This is a genomic window from Paenibacillus caui (genome assembly GCF_019904135.1).
In the GTDB taxonomy this organism is placed as follows: Bacteria; Bacillota; Bacilli; order Paenibacillales; family Paenibacillaceae; genus Fontibacillus; species Fontibacillus caui.
The window spans coordinates 203,601-222,808 of sequence record NZ_JAIOGQ010000002.1 but is presented as its reverse complement, the minus strand read 5'-3'; the positions used below and the strand labels follow the sequence as shown (position 1 = coordinate 222,808).

18 protein-coding genes are annotated in these 19,208 nt (G+C 49.3%); 13 read left to right on the top strand and 5 right to left on the bottom strand.

Features of this window, described 5'->3' with window-relative positions; genetic code table 11:
* Nucleotides 1-35 precede the first annotated feature (35 nt).
* From K7397_RS02200 to K7397_RS02160, 9 genes are all read left to right on the top strand, one after another.
* On the top strand, nucleotides 36-989 hold the full coding sequence (locus tag K7397_RS02200) for an aminopeptidase (protein ID WP_223066305.1): 954 nt from the start codon (nucleotides 36-38) through the stop codon (nucleotides 987-989).
* A gap of 52 nt (nucleotides 990-1,041) precedes the next feature.
* Nucleotides 1,042-1,902, top strand: coding sequence for an NADPH-dependent oxidoreductase (locus tag K7397_RS02195; RefSeq protein ID WP_223066304.1), 861 nt, complete (start codon nucleotides 1,042-1,044; stop codon nucleotides 1,900-1,902).
* 23 nt (nucleotides 1,903-1,925) lie between these two features.
* Nucleotides 1,926-2,357: a nitroreductase family protein gene (locus K7397_RS02190; protein ID WP_237690598.1), complete on the top strand. Its 432-nt coding sequence runs from the start codon at nucleotides 1,926-1,928 to the stop codon at nucleotides 2,355-2,357.
* Between the two features lie 69 nt (nucleotides 2,358-2,426).
* Entirely contained in the window at nucleotides 2,427-2,753 is a 327-nt protein-coding gene (locus K7397_RS02185; protein ID WP_223066303.1) for a DUF6092 family protein, read from the top strand.
* A 664-nt stretch (nucleotides 2,754-3,417) separates the two neighbouring features.
* Complete coding sequence (locus K7397_RS02180; protein WP_223066302.1) at nucleotides 3,418-6,396, top strand: AAA domain-containing protein; 2,979 nt, start codon at nucleotides 3,418-3,420, stop codon at nucleotides 6,394-6,396.
* Between the two features lie 271 nt (nucleotides 6,397-6,667).
* Complete coding sequence (locus K7397_RS02175) at nucleotides 6,668-7,627, top strand: ATP-binding protein (protein WP_223066301.1); 960 nt, start codon at nucleotides 6,668-6,670, stop codon at nucleotides 7,625-7,627.
* A 32-nt stretch (nucleotides 7,628-7,659) separates the two neighbouring features.
* On the top strand, nucleotides 7,660-8,526 hold the full coding sequence (locus K7397_RS02170; RefSeq protein ID WP_223066353.1) for a tetratricopeptide repeat protein: 867 nt from the start codon (nucleotides 7,660-7,662) through the stop codon (nucleotides 8,524-8,526).
* Between the two features lie 303 nt (nucleotides 8,527-8,829).
* Nucleotides 8,830-10,575: an ABC transporter ATP-binding protein gene (locus tag K7397_RS02165; RefSeq protein WP_223066300.1), complete on the top strand. Its 1,746-nt coding sequence runs from the start codon at nucleotides 8,830-8,832 to the stop codon at nucleotides 10,573-10,575.
* Complete coding sequence (locus K7397_RS02160; protein ID WP_223066299.1) at nucleotides 10,572-12,383, top strand: ABC transporter ATP-binding protein; 1,812 nt, start codon at nucleotides 10,572-10,574, stop codon at nucleotides 12,381-12,383. The genes K7397_RS02165 and K7397_RS02160 overlap by 4 nt, the downstream gene beginning before the upstream one ends.
* Before the next feature lie 69 nt (nucleotides 12,384-12,452).
* Here K7397_RS02160 and K7397_RS02155 read toward each other — a convergent pair whose 3' ends face one another.
* Nucleotides 12,453-12,911 carry a GNAT family N-acetyltransferase gene (locus K7397_RS02155; RefSeq protein ID WP_223066298.1) on the bottom strand — a complete coding sequence of 153 codons (459 nt, stop codon included), beginning with the start codon at nucleotides 12,909-12,911 and terminating at the stop codon, nucleotides 12,453-12,455.
* A 294-nt stretch (nucleotides 12,912-13,205) separates the two neighbouring features.
* Here K7397_RS02155 and K7397_RS02150 point away from each other — a divergent pair, with 294 nt between their 5' ends.
* A complete protein-coding gene (locus K7397_RS02150; protein ID WP_223066297.1) occupies nucleotides 13,206-14,063 on the top strand; it encodes a helix-turn-helix transcriptional regulator in 858 nt (285 codons plus the stop codon).
* A gap of 86 nt (nucleotides 14,064-14,149) precedes the next feature.
* A complete protein-coding gene (locus K7397_RS02145; protein WP_223066296.1) occupies nucleotides 14,150-14,914 on the top strand; it encodes a quinone oxidoreductase family protein in 765 nt (254 codons plus the stop codon).
* Here the strand turns inward: K7397_RS02145 and K7397_RS02140 are convergent.
* Nucleotides 14,871-16,676, bottom strand: a complete 1,806-nt coding sequence (locus K7397_RS02140) for an ABC transporter substrate-binding protein (RefSeq protein WP_223066295.1) — start codon at nucleotides 16,674-16,676, stop codon at nucleotides 14,871-14,873. The two genes, K7397_RS02145 and K7397_RS02140, sit on opposite strands and share 44 nt — an antisense overlap.
* A gap of 154 nt (nucleotides 16,677-16,830) precedes the next feature.
* On the opposite strand from K7397_RS02140, the gene K7397_RS02135 reads away from it, so the two are divergent.
* Complete coding sequence (locus K7397_RS02135) at nucleotides 16,831-17,025, top strand: hypothetical protein (RefSeq protein WP_223066294.1); 195 nt, start codon at nucleotides 16,831-16,833, stop codon at nucleotides 17,023-17,025.
* 169 nt (nucleotides 17,026-17,194) lie between these two features.
* Here K7397_RS02135 and K7397_RS02130 read toward each other — a convergent pair whose 3' ends face one another.
* Nucleotides 17,195-17,701, bottom strand: a complete 507-nt coding sequence (locus K7397_RS02130) for a dihydrofolate reductase family protein (protein WP_223066293.1) — start codon at nucleotides 17,699-17,701, stop codon at nucleotides 17,195-17,197.
* A gap of 168 nt (nucleotides 17,702-17,869) precedes the next feature.
* Here K7397_RS02130 and K7397_RS02125 point away from each other — a divergent pair, with 168 nt between their 5' ends.
* Nucleotides 17,870-18,214, top strand: coding sequence for a winged helix-turn-helix transcriptional regulator (locus K7397_RS02125; protein ID WP_223066292.1), 345 nt, complete (start codon nucleotides 17,870-17,872; stop codon nucleotides 18,212-18,214).
* A gap of 254 nt (nucleotides 18,215-18,468) precedes the next feature.
* Here the strand turns inward: K7397_RS02125 and K7397_RS02120 are convergent, their stop codons facing one another.
* A complete protein-coding gene (locus tag K7397_RS02120; RefSeq protein WP_223066291.1) occupies nucleotides 18,469-18,603 on the bottom strand; it encodes an IS3 family transposase in 135 nt (44 codons plus the stop codon).
* A 16-nt stretch (nucleotides 18,604-18,619) separates the two neighbouring features.
* Nucleotides 18,620-19,117, bottom strand: coding sequence for a LysR substrate-binding domain-containing protein (locus K7397_RS02115; RefSeq protein ID WP_223066290.1), 498 nt, complete (start codon nucleotides 19,115-19,117; stop codon nucleotides 18,620-18,622).
* Nucleotides 19,118-19,208: the final 91 nt, after the last annotated feature.

The window sequence follows — 19,208 nt, the reverse complement described above, 5'->3', positions numbered from 1 at the left end:
ATGGAAGTAGCCCGAAATGAAAGGAAGTTATAGAAATGAATGATAGACTCGTTGAAATTGGCCAAAATACGCTGACAGGCTGCCTCGGACTGACAGCGGGAGAGACGTTCGTCGTCGTTACCGACGATACGAGGAAGGAACTTGCGGAGTCGCTCTACGAAGCGGGCAAGAGCCTAGGCGCGGAAGCGATGCTGATGGTGATGAAGGAGCGCGGCAAATCCGGCGAAGAACCGTCGGCTGCGGTCGCAGCGGCGATGGCCGGCGCGCAGGTCGTCGTGTGCATTACGAAGCATTCGCTTACTCATACGCATGCCCGCAAGCAAGCGGCCGCAGCCGGTGCAAGACTGGCCACCATGCCGGGGATTACCGAGGACATGTTTCTCGAAGGCGCCATTGCCGCTGACTATACGCAGGTCAAAGCGCTGACGGAGAAGGTAACGGAACTGCTGACGCACAGCAGCAAGGTACGGATCGAGAAAGACGGCTATTCGCTCGAATTTTCCATTGATGGCCGAGCCGGGGTGCCGAGCACCGGGATGTATCTGGAGCCGGGGCAATCGGGAAATCTGCCGTCAGGCGAAGCTTACATCGCTCCGGTCGAAGGCTCTGCATCGGGACAAATCCGGATTGACGGTTCGATTGCCGGAATCGGCAAGCTATCCACGCCTATAGTGCTGACGATTGAGCAAGGACGCCTGGTCAGCGCCGAAGGCGGCGAAGAAGCGGACAAGCTGCTGCGGATGCTCGGCGAAGGCGACGGAAGACAGCTGGGCGAATTCGGCATCGGCACGAACGACAAGGCCCGAATTACGGGCGTCGTCCTGGAGGACGAGAAGGTGTACGGCACCATTCATGTCGCCTTCGGCAGCAACAATACGTTCGGCGGAGTCGTCGCAGCCGGCGTTCATATAGACTGCGTCGTTGGCAAGCCGGACGTCTATTTGGACGACAAGCTCATTATGGAGAAAGGCGAGCTGCTTGAGAAGTGAGCCTGTTGCCCTAGCTCTTTGCAGCTTTTGTCCACAAGGGAGGGGATGAAGCATGGACCGCAAGCTGGTTCGCAGCCGCCTGGAACTGGAAGGGATAAGGTTGCCCGCTTTCGCGCTTAATCCAGTGATCGAAGTGTTGACGCAGCATGAATCCGTACGAGGCTTTCAAAGCACGCAGCTGCCGGAGGCTGCGCTGAAATCGATCTTGACCGCCGCCAGGAGCGCGCCTACTTCCTCGAACTTGCAGGCTTACAGCATTATTGTCGTAAGGGATGAGCGGAGAAAACGGCGGATATCCGAGCTGTCCGGCAATCAGGCATTCATCTGCGATTCGCCTGTGATGCTCGTGTTCTGCGCGGATATTTACCGCTTGAAATACATTACGGAGCGTCAGGGCCATTCGTTCAAGGCGGATACGCTGGAGATGTTTCTACTAGCATCCGTTGATGCTGCGCTGGCCATGCAAAACGCGCTGGTAGCCGCCGAATCCTTAAGACTAGGCGCGGTTCCGGTCGGGTCCGTCCGCAATCATCCCGCCGAGATGGCGGAAGAGCTCGGATTGCCCGAAGGGGTGTACGCCTTAGTGGGACTGTCGGTCGGTTACGAGCGGAAGGGCGTCCGCAGAGGGGGGAAGCCGCGGCTTCCGGAGCGAATTACCGTTCATGAGGAACAATATTCGGCCGCCGGCTTGGATGAGGATCTGGCTGCGTACGACGCGGAGATGATTTCGCGACGCACGTACGATGGCCGCCGCGTCTCCATTGCCGGAGAGCCGGAAAGCGCTGAACTGGATTACGGGTGGTGCGAGCACACGGCAAGGCGCTGCACCCGGCCGGAGACGATCGCCGCTTCATCCAGCCTGCGGGAAAATTTGCGCGAGGTGCTGGAGCGAAGAGGTTTTTCATTGCGATAAAAGCAGCATCGGAGGGAAACAGCATGGAGGTATTGGAAGCGATCAAGACGAGGCGCAGCACCCGCTCGTTTGCGGATCAACCGCTTGAGCCGGTTATTCTGGAAGCGATCGAGGAAGCCTTCTTTCATAGTCCATCAGCGAGTAATTCGCAGGAATCGCATGTAGTCATTGTCCAGGACGCAGCACGCATTCGGACCATTAAACGGTTTGCCCAGGGGCTGTCGGGCACTCCGGCGGCAATCATCGTATTATGCTCTAATCCGAAGGAAGCGTTGGCACGGGGAGGCATCGACAGCGAGGAAGTGCTTCGTTTTGTCAATATGGGCGTTGCGGCTTCTCATATTATGCTTACTGCGCAGTCGCTCGGGGTCGCCAGTTGTCCCGCACGTTCGTTCCATCAAAGGTCGATCGCCGAGATCGTCGGTCTGCCGGATGAGATAAGCCGGAGCTGCTGATCAGCCTCGGGTTTGCGGATCAGCCGCCCCGGCCAAAAACGTCAAAGCCGAAGCGGGAGATGATTTCATATGAGCAGTATGGCAAATAGCCTCTCCAAAGAGGAACTGCGCGAACGCATGCTGGATGTTGCGGGATATGTGCTGACCAGCGCGCGTGCGCTGTATCGCGAGCCGCTCAGCTACGGGCCGATGCGACTTGTTGACACCCTGGAAAAAGTGCTCGTCCTTATGCATGCCGCAGGCATTCAGGACGAAACGGTAAGCGAGGCGATGACCGTGATCCGGGAGCATCGTCCGCTGGCGATGACGGATCCGGATAGCTTCGCCGCCGCTTTGGATCAAGCGATTCTTCAGCTGGTACGGGTAACGCTGGAGGAGAGCGCGAGCAAAGCTTAGTCCGGGTCATACGCAGCACAGAAGGAAGAACGACTGATGCAAATTCATGATGTATAGCTTCTACGACCATTTACGGCGAGTGGAGCAAAAAGAAAGAAACGTATATTGAAAACTTCCGGTATATCATTGCCTAGGTCGTCACAACTCGAATCGCTTCAGGGTAAGAGTTCTTTACGCAAAAACGGAAAGCAGGTATGAGATTCAGCTTCGTCATTATCGAAGTCGGAATTGTACGGATTGCCACTCAAATTGTTTTGCACTATACCCAAAGGAAGCCGAGAAATTCGGGCGGGTCTCAGTATCTTTTCTACAAGTAGGGTTCGGAATAAGCTGTGAAGTGAGGAAGGATACGCCCTGTCCGTTAGGTTTCGCTCTACTGGATGGGTAGAACCCAAAAGATAGTTTCGTAACCCTTCCGCCTTTAAGAGAATTCGAGAGTTAGGAGCAGCCCTCAAGGAGAGCGCTTGACCGCTGCTCCTAACTCTGGAGCGGGGTTACAGGCGGTAACTATATATACTTGTTGTGTGTTAGAAGAAGCTGGAAGATTTATGGAGGGACATCAGCTATAATGGGGTTAGGGGGATTAAATCGAATGATCTTAGGTTAACTGCACACTGATTGATTTGAGCTGTTTGCTCTCAAAGCCACGGAGGGAATACATATTATGGATCAAAAATTAAAGACTATGCTGCAATATTGGAGGTCCAGTCTAGCAGATGCGGCTAAGATGACAGTAGACCCCAAAAAAGCGGCTGAAAATGGAATTAAAGTAACCATAGATGAATTAAAGAAAGGCGATTTAAATTCAAAGCACACAAAGATTCTGCTAGAGCAGGTAGCGAAATTGAATGAAAAGAAAAACCCTGGTCAAGATCAAATACAGGAAAATATACAAGTCACCATAATTCCTGTAATTATGAATGTAAAGTTTGAACATGGGGTTGAAAAAGGCGGTTTGCCCAAGGTTCTGTTTCCTTTGTGCATTCCTGCTGAATTAAGTTCGGAGGGCAGGTTGACTCCGGGAAGAGGTTTTCCCTGGATTCCACGTGATCACTTAGATCCGGTCGTATCGGATTCGGATACTTATTCCATTGGCAGTGTTAATCGACTAGATGAGTTTTTGACCCAACATAAAGAGCAACAAGAAAATTGGATTGATTTCTGGAAATATGCGCTTAGGCTGTTCGAATATGTTACTACCAAGCCGCTTGAGAATTTCGAACTCCCTGAATATAGGCAGACTGAGCAGGCTTTGGTCACTTGTGAAACCTCTGTGATGGCCCGGCATATTTTATTGGTTTATGACGAGCTTTTGAAGAAGAAAGAACAGGATTATCCCGCCTTATTGAAAAGATATGCGTGCTTGGAGGATGCGCCACTGCTTTCATTGCTGTCAAAGCAAGAGCAGATCAATCTGTCAATATCTCACACAGGGCAGATGAGTAATGAATTTGCGATCTCTCCCTCTCAACGTGAGACGATGAATCATTTTATAAATATGCAACATGGAGACATACTGGGAGTGAACGGCCCGCCTGGTACAGGGAAAACAACGCTGCTGCAAAGTATTGTTAGCACGATGTGGGTCACGAGCGCTGCGGCGGGGGGTGAGCCTCCAATTATTGTAGCGGCTTCAACAAACAATCAGGCGGTCACGAACGTTATTGACAGTTTTGGGCAGGTAATGGAAAAAGAAATACCTTATTCGGACTCTTCTTTGTTTGACCGCTGGATTCCCGGTATTAAGAGTTATGGACTCTATTTACCGAAGTCTTTATCGCGCAAAGAGCAGGCTGAATACACAAAAAAGTATCAGATAACCGATACATATGAAGGACATTTTCCTCAGCAGATGGAAGAAGTCTCGAAGTTGGAAGAGAAGGAAGCCTTTTTCCTGGATAAATTCAAGGTTTATGCTAAGCTGGATACTCAAGATCTATCCGTGGCTTTAGATGAACTCCATCGGCGGCTACTGGAGACTCTATCTGAAATTGATAAAGGAACCAAGCAGTTCGGACAACTGGTGCAAATGAGAACTCGCCTTGAAGAGAAATATGGAACATTTAATTTGGAACAACTCATCGACGAGCTAGAACAGAAATTGGAGCAGCAAAAAGCTTTTAAGGGTAAACTGTTGTTGTTATTTAAGAAGTGGAGTAAATCCGTTCCGTTTTGGATGAAATGGCTACTTTTTATTGGTAGTGTCCGAACAAAAATGTATTTGCATAATGCAGCTTTTTTTCATGAATCTAATATAGAGATGGCCGATGAAGATTTAAGCAGCTTTAAGCTTATCGAAACAGAATTTCAGAATAGATTGCAACAGATTGTTGTTGAAATTAAGAAAACAGAAGAACGGCTGCAATCCGTACATCAAGATCAAGTGCTTTGGTGCAAAATATTTTCTGCTTGGGAACAATGGTATGCATTATACCCATATTTGAATGTCGATTTGAAATATGACACCTCACTTACAGAGGAACTGGACAAGACATTGCGTTTTAACGCGCTTAAACTGGCGACCCATTATTGGGAAGCACGGTGGTTAATTGAGATGAAAACTAAACAACCACGGCAAAATAGAGATTACTATTCTGAATCTGCGCATTTGGCAAAATGGAGAAGATACTCCAAGCTAACGCCTTGTCTGGTATCTACTCTCCATATGACGCCGAATTATTTTAAAACAGGCAATGGACCACTTTATGAAGCCATTGATTTGCTTATTATTGATGAAGCTGGACAAGTTTCACCGGAAGTCGCGGCACCGACCTTTTCGTTGGCGAAAAAATCGCTCATCGTAGGTGATGTTTTGCAAATAGAACCGGTATGGAATATCACTCGAAGTATTGATATTGCTAACCTTTACGATTGTAAAGTTACCAATGCGATAAGTGAGGAAGCTTACAAGAAGATTTCAGATAAAGGAATCTGCGCTTCTTCGGGATCTGTGATGCGTATTGCTCAGCGTGCAAGCCGTTATCAACGTTACGAAGACTGTCGTGGAATGTTTTTATCTGAACACCGAAGATGTGTACCGGAAATCATTCAATATTGCAATGAACTGGCTTATAAAGGGAAACTGCAACCACTCCGGCCTCCAGTCAAAAACTTTCCACTGCCGCATATGGGTTATGCCCATATTCAAGGCAATCCAATTATGAAAACTGGAAGCCGTTGCAATCCGATTGAAGCACAAGCAATTGTGGAATGGATTCAGAAAAATCAGGACAAGTTGTTGAATTACTATAATGCTCCTCGGGTCCTTAAAGGCGAGAAACCACTGACTATCAGTGATCTTTTTGGTATTGTTACTCCTTTTACTGCGCAGAAAAACGAATTGCAGTACCAGTTGAAGAGAGCAGGTTTAGGAGAAATAACGGCTGGAACCGTTCATGCGCTTCAAGGGGCTGAACGGCAGATCGTGATCTTTTCTCCTGTCTATGGAGCAAATGATAGCAGCTTCTTTTTTGATAAAGGTGAAAACATGTTAAATGTTGCAGTGTCTCGTGCGAAAGACAGTTTTTTGGTGTTTGGAAATTTGAAAATTTTTAGTCAATCGAATCAAGAGCCATCCGGTATTCTGGCTAAATTTTTGTTTTCTAAAAAGGAAAATCAATTAAAAGTAAGGGAGGAGAGCTAGCGTGACAATTAAATTAAAGAAATTTGGAGAAGAATTTGATAAACATTTCGGACTTGCCGGCTTATCAGGCAGCTTCTTAAATCCAGCGGCTCAATGAGGCTTGATAATGAAGACAAGTTCATAGTAACCTTCCTTTTACCGTTTTCATGATGTAAAGCCTCCAGATTCACCCTATCATAGCATTAAAGGCCGTTCTGTCAATATTTTTATTGGAAGTCACTTCCCGATAATATGGTAAAATAATCTCACCAAACAATGGGGGGAGAAGAGGATGTCCGATCATCATGACGAGCTGGCGGAGCAAAGACGCAAAAATCTGAAGCTTATTCATTTCAATAAAGATAATGGATCGCTTATCGAATCTGAAAAACCGAAGGTCACGTTTGCTGATGTTGGCGGTTTAGAGGACGTGAAGAAGAAGATCAGGATGAACTTCATCCTGCCGCTGAAACAACCCGAATTATTCGCTGCATACGGAAAAGAAGCCGGAGGCAGTCTTCTGCTGTTCGGACCGCCGGGGTGCGGCAAAACGTTCCTGGCCCGGGCGGTAGCGGGGGAGATCGAAGCCAATTTCATGCACATTGAGCTTCAAGCCATTCTCTCTATGTACGTGGGGCAGAGCGAACACAATCTGCATGATATTTTTGAGAAGGCTCGGGAGAGCAAGCCGTGCGTCATTTTTATTGACGAGCTGGACGCCATGGGCGGAAGCCGTCATCAGATGCATCAGCATCACGACCGGATGCTAGTCAACCAGCTGCTGCTGGAACTTGACGGGCTGCAGGCTGAGAACAACAACGTGTTTGTAATCGGTGCGACCAATACCCCTTGGTATCTCGATTCCGCATTGCGGCGTCCTGGCCGCTTCAACCATCTTGTGTTCGTACCGCCGCCAGAGGAAGCGGAACGCCAGACGATTCTTGGGCTTAAGCTCTCCGGTAAGCCGGTGGAGCCTATAAATCTAGCGAAGATTGCGGCGGAGACGAAGTTTTTTTCCGGTGCCGATTTAGAGCAGGTGGTGAGCGATGCTGTAGAATCTGCCATGGAGCGTATGATCGAAACCGGGGAAATTGAGCCGATCACTCATGATGATCTGAGGAAAGCCGCGAAGTCCCGAAAAGCAACAACACTGGATTGGTTCTCGACGGCGAAAAACTACGCTACTTTCAGCGATGTGAACCGGGATTACCAGATCGTACTTGATTATGTCAAGAAGCATGGACTCAAGTAGCGGCAACAGACGGGGAGGTGTCTACGGTGGAAATGGTCTCCAATCAAGCAGCCTATGCAGGGGTGTATCAGCTCATTGAGTGGAAAAGATACAAGGAAGCTCTCGTAGAAGCGGAGCGATTGCTGCGGGAGGAACCTGAGGATCCGGACGTCTTTGCGATCATATCACAAATATATTTGCTCATGAATGAATATGAGAAGGCGCTGCATTGGAGCAGCGAAGCGCTTATGCGGGAGCCGGAACATGAGCTGGCCTGGTATGTGCGTGTTTGTGTCTACTATGAAACGGATAAGGATAAGGCGTTTTACGAAGCACTGCAGGAAGCGATGCGGGTGGACCCTTATGAGGCTCATTATTATTTTCTGAAAGCAAATAAATTGAACAAAAAGGCGAGATACAAAGAGTCAAGGGATCAGCTGCTGCAGGCGCTCGAGCGGAGTCCGGAATCCCCGCTTTACTTGGCTGCGCTCAGTTATACGGAAGCGCTGATGGGCAACATAGCGGAGTCGAGCCGATTAGACAGTCTGGCGATTCAGCATGGTGCCGAAATGCCGTTCGTGCTATTATATTTGGCCTGGGCGGCAGAACAACGGGCTGACTATAAACTTAGGGAGACATATATGCGCAGCGCGGTTCGGTTAAATCCCGAAAACAAGCAGTTCCAGGATGAATATTTGGAGGCGCTGCAGCACAACGTGCCGGTGTTCCGCATCTTTTTATGGCCAAAGAAATTTTTTGGGAAATGGAAGCCGTGGCAGATTTTTATCGTTTGGATGTTCGCATGGTTACTGTTCAAACCGCTCATTCTCCTCTTTATTTTTCTATATGTACTGGTTCATTGGGGAACCAAAGGGATTGTGCACGTACGGGTGTTTGGCTGGAGACGAAGAGGTTCGTGAAGATACAGAAGCGCTATCGATGAGGGGGACTAAGACCCTGATCATTTCAACTTTTGAACGACCTTTTCGAGGGATACCGCTCATTACATAATAGAAAACCAAACCCTTAGCCGAAGGCACTAACACTTAAGTTAGTGTCTTTCTCAGGCTTGCAGAGAAATTAGTAGAAATTATATAAGTTTTTTCACTTGGAAGTTCCTGGATTTCGTGTAAACTGGTAATGATGCACTGATCACCGGTTCCGGATCAATTGGCCGGTGGTAAATTTCCAGCAATTTTTGCTTACATATGGGGGTGGGCGGTATGCCCAAAAAAGAGAAATTATCGATGCTATGGCTGCTGCGGTATTTAAAGCCTGTCAAAGGACGGCTGCTGATTCTATTCATTCTGCTGCTGACCTCTACAGGACTGCAGCTGCTTAATCCACAAGTGGTAAAGCAGTTTATTGACACGGCTGCTGGCGGCGGAGGGTTGTCCAGTCTGATGACGCTCGCTGGCATCTTTCTGGTTGTGGCTGTATTTAATCAGCTCATTACGGTTGCCGTCAGTTATCTTGGGAACGACATTTCCTGGCGGGCAACGAACCAGCTTCGCGGCGACCTGCTGAAGCATTGCTTGCGTCTCGATATGCGATTCCATAATGTGAAGACGCCGGGTGAAATGATCGAGCGCATCGACGGCGACGTGACCAACATTTCGAACTTTTTTGCGATGTTTATCGTGCAGGTCATCGGGAGTTTTGTTCTGCTGGCAGGGATTCTCGGATTTATGTTTAGGGTGAACCTGCCGATCGCCATCGTGATGACGGTATTTACGCTGGTGTCCATTTTCTTTATGGTCTTCATCCGAAATCTGGGCGTCAATTCGTCAAAACATGAGCGTGAAGCCAGCGCTTCTCTGTTCGGTCTGATCGAGGAGCGCATTGCGGGGATCGAGGATGTGCAGGCCAACGGCAATGTGCCGTATGTGATGAACCGGTTTTATCGCCTGATGCGCGCCGTGTTTCTGAAAGGAAGGAAAGCGTGGATGCTTCGGGTCGTTCCCTGGAACACAACTGTCATCTTGTTTGCCCTCGCGGTGACCGCCGTATTGTTATTAGGGGTTCGTTATTATTTGATCGGCGAGATCAGCTTGGGGACGCTGTTTCTCATTTATCAGTACACACAGATGCTGAATGACCCGATCGAAATGCTGGGTGACCAGGTTCAGGAGTTTCAAAAAGCGAAATCCGGCATGCTCCGTTCCAGGGAATTGTTGTCGAATCGAAGCGAGATTGTGGACGGGGAGCAAGAGCAGCTTCCGGAGGGAGCGCTGGGTCTGGAATTTGAGGGAGTAGGTTTCAGCTATAACGAGGATAAGCCGGTGTTGAAAGACATTACGTTTACGGTTAAGCCGGGGGAACGACTTGGCATTATCGGACGTACCGGCAGCGGGAAATCCAGTCTAAGCCGTGTTTTGCTTCGCCTGTACAACATCGACAGCGGGGTTATTCGCGTAGGCGGCACAGATATCACTAAGCTGAAGCTCCCGGCGCTTTATCGCCGGGTTGGCATGGTTACGCAAGATGTCCAACTGTTCGACGGAACGCTGCGTGATAATTTGACGCTGTTTAACGACGGGGTATCGGGCGCGTTCATTCTGGAAACGACGGAGCGGCTGGGACTGCGCCAATGGATCGACGCCCAGCCGGATGGACTAGATACCCATCTGACAACAGGCGGCGCGTCGCTGTCTGCGGGGGAAGCTCAGCTATTTGCTTTGACCCGGGTCTTTCTGACGCAGCCGAGCTTGGTGATCCTGGATGAGCCGTCATCGCGCCTGGATGCCGCAACGGAAGCGATGCTTCAGGCTGCTGTGGATCAGCTCATGAGCCGCTGCACGGGAATTATTATTGCACACCGGCTGTCTACGCTGGAGCAGGTAGACAAAATCATGGTGCTGGGTGACGGCCGAATCCTGGAATTTGGTGAACGGGAGGCACTGGCGCAAGACCCGGCTTCTCATTATGCCCGGCTGCTGATTACAGGCAGAGAGGAGGAAATGGCATGACTGTAGCTGGTTTTATAAATCGTCTGTTCCGTTTCAGGCCCTCATTATTTTTGATTAACGGCCTGTTGTGGTGTATCTTTCACTCCTTGCCGCTGGCGATCGGGATCGGGATGCAGTGGTTTTTTAACCGCGCAACGGCAAGTTCAAACGATTATCTGTGGCTGGCTGTCCCTCTTATCTTCATAGCTGCAGTGAGGGTCGTGAGGGTAGGGACGTTTTTTGGGGCATTTTACCAATGGATAACCTATATTTATCATATTGAGGCCATTCTGCGTACGAATATGCTGGCAGGCATCATGCGCTGGCCTGGGCGAAATCTGCCGGCCTCTCCGGGGGAGGCTATGAGCCGCTTTCGCGATGATGTGAATGAGGTTGTCGATTATGTGGAATCGTGGGTGGATTTCTGGGGTCGGCTCGTTTTTGCGCTTGTTTCGATTGTCATTATGGCGAAGATCAACTGGAAAATTACGCTGGTTGCGATTTTGCCCCTAGTTATTGTAACGCTGCTTAACAATTTATCAGGTGGCCGCGCCCGGCGCTATGGACAGCAAAATCGTGAAGCCACCGGACGCATTACCAGCTTTATTGCGGAAACCTTTGGCGCGGTTCAAGCCTTGAAGCTCGGGCAGGCGGAAGATCATGTTCATGAGCGGTTTACGAAGCTGAATGAAGCGCGCCGTCAAGCAGCGCTCAAAGATAATCTGTTCAAGCAGTGGATGAGATCGCTGAATCAGCATGTGCTCAGCATCTGTACAGGCCTTATCCTTCTGATGTGTGCTGTGCAGATGAAAGCCGGGCAGTTTACCGTGGGGGATTTTGCCCTGTTTACGACGTATTTGGCGAATATCGGCTTCAGTATTTCTTTATTTGGCTATATGGTATTTCAGCACAAGCGCCTCAAAGTGTCCTTTGACCGGATGCGAACCCTGTTCCAGCCTGGTGAAGAAGATCGAATCATTGAATCCAGGGAAACTTACCTTAACGCTGAGCCGCCGGAATTGCCGACAATGCCAAGAGATCCAAAGGAGCAGCTGAGAGATCTTGAAGTGAGTAATTTAACGTACAAATACCCGAATTCCAATAACGGGATTTCGGATATCAGCTTTCGTTTGGAGCGGGGCAAGTTTCTCGTGATCACAGGCCGAATCGGCTCCGGGAAATCGACACTGGTGCGGACGCTGCTCGGACTGCTTCCGAAACAGGACGGAACGATACGCTGGAACGGCCGCAAGGTTGATCCTGCAGCCTTTTTGGTACCGCCAAGAGCGGCTTATACACCGCAGGTTCCCCGGTTGTTCAGCGATACATTAAGAGAAAATATCGTCCAAGGTAAGAAAGAGCATGCCGATGAAGACTTGGAAAGAGCCATTCGTCTGGCGGTCATGGACAAGGATGTTGAAGATTTGGATCAAGGGCTGGAAACGTTTGTGGGTCCGAGAGGCGTCATGTTGTCGGGCGGACAGATTCAGCGCGCAGCCACTGCGCGAATGATCATGACAGGGGCGGATCTGTTTATCTTTGACGATCTATCCAGCGCGCTGGATGTGGAGACCGAGCAGCTGGTATGGGAGGGACTGTTCAAGGAGCGTAACGTTACCTGCATCGCGGTATCTCACCGTAGAGCAGCTCTCGCCCAGGCAGACCATATCATCGTCATGAAGGACGGCCGGATCGAAGCGGAAGGCAGCTTGTCCGAGCTGCTCGCAACAAGCGTCGAAATGCAGCTGTTATGGAATGGACATGGAGAGGAATCTTCTGCCGATCGAGAGGCCGCGGCAGGGGATGAGGTCAAGACTGGCATGGTTTAAAGGGATTGGATGATTGGAACAGTATTAGGTATGGCGCGGCTCCCGCTTGCTGGAGAGACGCGCCTTTTCTTATACGGGGAGTTTGAAAACCTGTTCCTCTCCCCAAATCTCTCCTGTATCCAAAAAGCCAAGTGAGGAATACAGCTTTTTGGCATTGTCGTTATTTTTGTGGACGGTAAGCCGAATTTCCTTACACCCGGAAAAACGGTTCTTGATATATTGAATCATTTGAAGCAGAGCTGTTGTTCCGTACCCTTTCCCTTGGTCTTTCGCGTCAATCAGGAAACCGTTAATCCAATACATGTCCGAGGTATGCTCCTCGTAGGCATGCATGATAAATCCAACCATCCGGTTGCCGTCGTAGATGGCGAAGGGTAAATAATTCACTTGGTCGCCGTCAGGTTTTATATAAACCATTGCCAAGGAAACGGCAACGCCTGGAACGAAATCTTTCTGTTCTTCCTTGATTTGCAGCTTAAGCGCTTCAAGCCAGTTATCGCGCGTAACGGGTACTAATCGAATTGACATGTCATTGCGGCCACTTTTCATAACGTAATAGACAACATTAACCTTTAATAGCAATTTACTAGATGGGCACTTTTTCCTCCAGAGTAAAATTGAATATAGGTAGAACTTTCGTTATTAGTCTATAAAAAGAAGGTTTGATTGAGCCCACAGATGTTATGAACGTTTGGGAGACATTATCGCTTGAGGATTCCCATATTAAGACGCAGAACCAGATTTAATGTTCTAACATGATTTGTCCAGAGTGCCAATGTTATAATGAGCACATGATACCTGAGGTTTGAGGGGAGGATTGGCATGTCTACGGATAGTAGCAGATTAAAGGTTCTGGGTGAATTCCTGAAGTCCCGCAGGGAACGCCTTCAACCTGAGCAGGTTGGCATCCAGGGTTCCTACGGCCGGAGAAGAACCCCGGGGCTGCGGAGAGAAGAGGTAGCCATACTGGCCGGGGTTAGCGCCACCTATTACACATGGCTGGAGCAAGGGCGGGACGTAACGGCTTCCAAGGAGGTCCTTGATAGTATCGGCAGAGCTTTGCAATTGTCTCCGGATGAGCGGCTGCATTTGAACCGGTTATCGAATCCGGAGAAGCCTGCTGCGAAGCCTGGTTTAGACACCGTAAAGCCCGAGTGGCAAAACATTATCGACCAATTGACATACCCTGCATTCATCAGCAATGACAGAACGGAAGTGCTCGCGTGGAACCGGGCTGCTTCCGAGATTATCGCAGACTTTCCGTCTATGCCCGATCACGAACGTGTCATGATCCGGCTATTGTTTGTGAACCCCTATTATCGCAGCCATATGGCAAATTGGGAGGAGTTCGCGAAATATTCTGTAGCTGTCTTCCGCTCGAATTTCGATCGGCATTCGGGTGACTCCTGGTTTGGGGAAACAGTCGAACGTTTAAGCGTGGAATCCGCGGAATTCGACTATTTATGGCGGCTGCATGATATTCAGCTGAAAAAGGCGAGTAAGTTCATCATCAACCGTCCACTGGCGAGGGAACTTTCTTTTGAAATCAACTCCTTTGCCAGTCTGAACGGCAACGCGGAACTTCATTGCTGCGTATATACGCCAATATCGGGCACGGATACGGAGCGGAAAATAAAGAGGATTATAGAGTCGGCGGGTGATAAGACCGTAGACTGGTAATCCGGTTACCAGTATAAACATACTGTGGTTGCCTCCCTGGAGCTTGATTATAATGAGTTCGAAATCAAACCAGGGAGGTATTTTCCATGAAAGCTGTTGTGATTGATCGGCCTTGTGAGGCCGCAGAACTTGAAGTGAGTGAGCTTCCGGATCCAAAGCCGGCTCCTGGCATGCTTACCATAGATGTTGCTTATGCCGGTGTAGGCTATGTGGATGTGCTGCTGCGGCGAGGGGACTTGCAGTCCGTTCTGCCGTTGCCGGTTGTTCCGGGGCTCGAAGTATCAGGATATGTGAGGGAAATTGGGGAAGGAGTTGAAGGCTTCCATGTCGGACAGCCAGTGGCCTCGATGACGCTGCTGGATCTGGGCGGATATGCGTCCGTAGCCCAGGTGAGACCGGAGCTTACGGTGCCTCTGGACCAACTGGGAAAGGAAATCGATATGGCTGCCGCTGCGGCCGCAATCGTCAATCTTTCGACGGCATATATGACAATCCGAAATGTAATAAACATGCAAAAAGGGGATAACATTCTAGTCCATGCGGCCGCAGGCGGGCTCGGCAGCTTCTTGGGCCAGATGGCCAGGCATTTTGGAGCTGGCAAAGTGTTTGGCACCGTAGGCAGCCCGGAGAAAACGAAACTGGCCGCTTCTCTAGGTTATGACGAGCTGTTTCTCCGGTCCGATTTCATCGAGCCGATCCGGAAGCTGACCGGCCCTCGGGGAATTGATGCCGTACTGGATCCGGTGGGCGGAGACATGCGTACTCTTAGTCAGGAGCTGCTTCGTCCCGCTTATTTTACGCGTAATATTATATCGTTCTATCGCTCTGCCCGGTCAGCCAAATATCTTTAAAATCCATCCAGCCCAGATTGTTTATGACCAGCCCTCGAACGGATGGATGCACATAAGTGTTTATTTTCTGGTGCACGAGGAACAGCACCTGGGCTTCATCGGTCAGGCGGTACTCCATTTGCTGCAGCAGCGCGCGCCGCTTCTTTTTGGACGGAGTCGCAAGCACTTCATCCACGAGGCGGAAAACCCATGTACGAAGCCCTTGATCCAGATGCTGATAAATCGTGCTGTTCTCTTGGAGAAAAGCTTCCAACTCGCAAATCTCATCGTCCACAAAAACAAGGCACATCAGCAGCGCGTCAGCCTCCTGGGCCGTCTCCACCCGGGACAATGCGCTTTTTCCTACATATCTGATATTTACAGGGATTCCGATGGAGGCGCATTGCTGCTTGATCCATTCCGCATCCTTGTGCGACGTATCGCTGGCCACGAGCAGGATAGGGGCACCATCATAGCCCGACTGATCCAGAAGTTGTCTTGCGGCCTCCGGATCGTGCCATTGCATACCCAAACCCATTTCTTCCTGCGGCAAAAAACTGCGGGCAGGGTATCCCGGTTGCCCCGAATGCTCGATCATTCTGGAACGATTGATCACAAGATTGACGGCCTGACGGAAGGAAAAGGACTGCTGCGGCCCTTCCTTATTCCGATTCCAGGAAATCAGACTGCAGCCGTTGCTTAACGTTTCAATCCGCTGCCAGTCGCTTTCGGCTTTGGCGGGAATACGGGAGTCGCTCGTGACTAATTGCTCCCAGTTCAATTTGGAACCATTCGGGATATTGTCCGGCATAAAGATCAGCTGGACTTCATCCAAATAAGGCCTGCCATGAAAATAGCGTTCATTGACCGCCAGCTCAATCCGGCTGCTGGACCAGTTCACCAGTTGGAAAGGGCCGGTGCCGCTCGGCCTGTTCCAGTAGCCGCTATCTTCCTGTCCGGCCAAATCGGAGGGCACAATGGAAGCGCAGGAAGAACACATCAGGCGGAGAAACAGCCAATTCGGCTGGCGAAGATAGATTTTCACAGTTCGGTCATCCACCGCCTCCGCACGATCCATCGTCGCTACCAGCCATCGGTTCATTGTGCCGCTTTTAAGCCTTTCCAGTGTGAATACAACATCTTCTGCTGTTAGCACCTTTCCGTGATGGAACCTGATTCCTTTATGCAAATAAAAAGTCCATTCGGTCCCGAAGGAATTGCATTCCCAATAATGCGCTAACATCGGCACAACCTCTTCCTGTTCGGAATCGTACTCGACGAGCCGGTCATATAATTGCCGTACAAGGTGCGAGTCAAAGCCAAAGTAGATCTGCGAGGGATCCAGTGACATAGGGGTGCGGTATACCGGAAGCCGGAACACATCCTTGCCCTTTGAATCCGCCGTCAGTTTCTCCACACCGAATTGGCCGTTTAGCCACTGGATGAACTGATCCAGTATCGACTTATCCTCCTCAAACTGATGCAGGAACTCAAACGCCGACTGATATTCCCCTTTTTGCCACAGCCGCTTGGCAAATTCCAGCAGGAAATGCTCGCGTTTCACCATAAACTTCAAGCGTGAACGGTTTCCCCGGCCGCGGCCGGGAAGCCAGAGAATTAAACTCTCCTCCTGAAGCTTGCGGATGATCAGCTTGACATTCCGCTCAGTACAGTGAAAGACCCCCGACAACTCTTTAAGCGCCACTTCATATTCATCTTCTTCTCCCGCCGCCGGACCGACAAAATGATTCAAAAGCGTGATATAGCGTTCAGCAGTAAGCATGGAATACCTCCCTGGACTCAATATTCAAGGAACCCGTATTAAAAGGGGAAATACACTTTCAATAGTGTACTCTTTTTCTTCCTGCTTTTAAAGCAGATAATGGTAACAAAGATCGCACCGGGTTTTTAGGAGAAGAGAAAGGGGAAGGGCTTAAATGAGATTCGAAGAACTGTACAGAATGGAAATGGAGCTGCGAACGTTCCATCAATTCAAAGGTCTTGACCGTAGGGTCGCGGATCCATGCAGAGAACAGATGATGACGGACCGCATCCCGAAAAAAAAGAAACCCTGGGTAACCGGGCTTATCGGGATAGTCGCACTTGTGTTACAGAAAGAGTCTTTTAAATAATTTCGTATTAGAGGTTAGCCAGCTTAAACGGTAAAAGAAAAACGGACACAATGATGACGCAAACCCTAGGGGCCGTCCCTTAGTCTTTGATGACTACAAGGATTGCCCCTTTTACGCGTTGATCCGTTTATTTAACAGATTGCAGATTTAAGTAATGCGCTTGAACACTTTATCGACCGATGAAGTAGTGAAGTTGAACAACGCCGCCGCCAAGGAGCTTGGAGTCGAGCAAATGTACATCCTTGAATTGGTAGTGGTCTTGGTCAATGACAAGATTGAGGCCCTTCCCCTCCAGCACCGGAGCAACATTGAAAATTACCTCGTCAACAAGTCCTCGGCTCAGGAAAGCATTGTGTACGGCTGCACCACCCGAGATGAGAGCGGTTGTATGCCCTTTTGCCTGTAGGTAGCCCAGCGCTTCTTGCGGAGACTCCACAACCTTGACGCCAGGTATGTCTTTCACACTTGCCGAAATGACTACAATATCCAAGTCGGAAAAAGAACCGCCGCCGTTTCCACGCATGCTTTCGAACGTTCGACGGCCGACAATGAAATTGCCCGCTGCTTTGGCTTGCATTGCAAAATCGTTCAGCGCTTCTTTCTTGGGTGGATTCTCGTCAGTGGACTGCGCATAGTTTCCATTAGCGGATAAAGTTGCCCATAGTATCGTTTTCATTGGTTGTACCCTCCAAATTTGTGAAATGAATTCCTTTCGCTTCTAATTGTGCATCCTGATCATCGTGAAGCGTCTCCTCTTCACAAGAGTAGTCGAGAGTGGTACATTTGAAAAGTAGTTACATAAAAGTGCAGTAGTTTCATAAAATGAACCATGGAGGTAATTAAATTGATCGACCCGGCATGTCCCGCTGCCATCATCCCACTTCTGGAGATTCTGGAAGGCAAATGGACGCTTCTCCTATTGCGCGACCTATTTAACGGTATTCGCCGGTTCGGGGAATTGCGGCGCTCGCTGCATCCCATCAGCCCAAAGACTCTGACCGAACGCTTACGAATGTTAGAAGAGAAGGGAATCGTTACTCGTACGATTTTCTCCGAGGTGCCGCTTCACGTCGAGTATGAGCTTACCGAACGGGGGCGCCGGCTCCAACCGATATTTTCCGCTATGAACGAATGGGCTCAGGAGAATCTGTGTCCTGAAAAAGTGGGACGCGCTGCGGACGCAAATTAAGAAGCAAGGCCTTATATTTCGTATTTGGCAAGAAGCTCTGGAAACACCTGGACCTGTACTTGTTGAATTTGTTGTACCGAAAGAAGAGAATGTATATCCTATGGTTCATAGTGGAACTACATTGGATCAGTTGATCATGGAATCAATATCGAAAGTATTTCGGTTGGGAACAGCGAAGAGACTGGACTATCACGGATATAATCAAGAACGTCCTTGCTCGTCCCTCCGTCAAGTAGACAGTATGAAAAAAGATGTTAAGCGGCGATCTGCTGCCGGTATTCTACCGGTGACAGGTCGCCGAGTTTTTTCTGGAATCGTCTCTCATTGTAAAAGGCCATATATTCTCCAACCATGCGCTTAGCGCTTGCAAAGTTTTGGTGCTTCTCCAAAGCTTCTCCGTCTTTATTAACTATTGCTTGAATGCATGACAGCATTTATACATGAATCTAATATTCGCAGACTTTCTACAGCACTCGACCTGGGGTTCCGTGGCTGAATTTGATAACAAACCCGTTCAGGTGGAGGGGATTCCAAATGATACAGATAGAATTCACCAGATTTTTTAAATCTGTGTGCCAGAGACATCGGAACAATCGCCCATTTTTCAGGGCTATCCATAAAGGTATCCATTAGTGAAGCGGCGTCTAAACGGATGGATGGGTTCTCTCTCTCCCCAATCCACCTATCATACCAAGCTCGAAATGATGGGTTCCATTCGAAAAACAATTGATTTGACGTATCTAACTCTTGATCGATTAACGCATTGCCCAGAGCGGGTAATTTTCCTTTGCTTATAACAATCATTGGTTCGCTAAGGAATTTTTTAACAAGCATATTAGGCATAGGCTGTTCCAAATTGGCAAAAGCAACGTCAATGTCCCCGCGTTCCAACAATTGGTACAATAAGTTCCTCCCATCTTCTGGCGAGCAATAAAAACTCTTGCCCGCTGGAAGTTAAGGATAATGTTCTTTGCCCTCTTCCGCGATAAGGCAG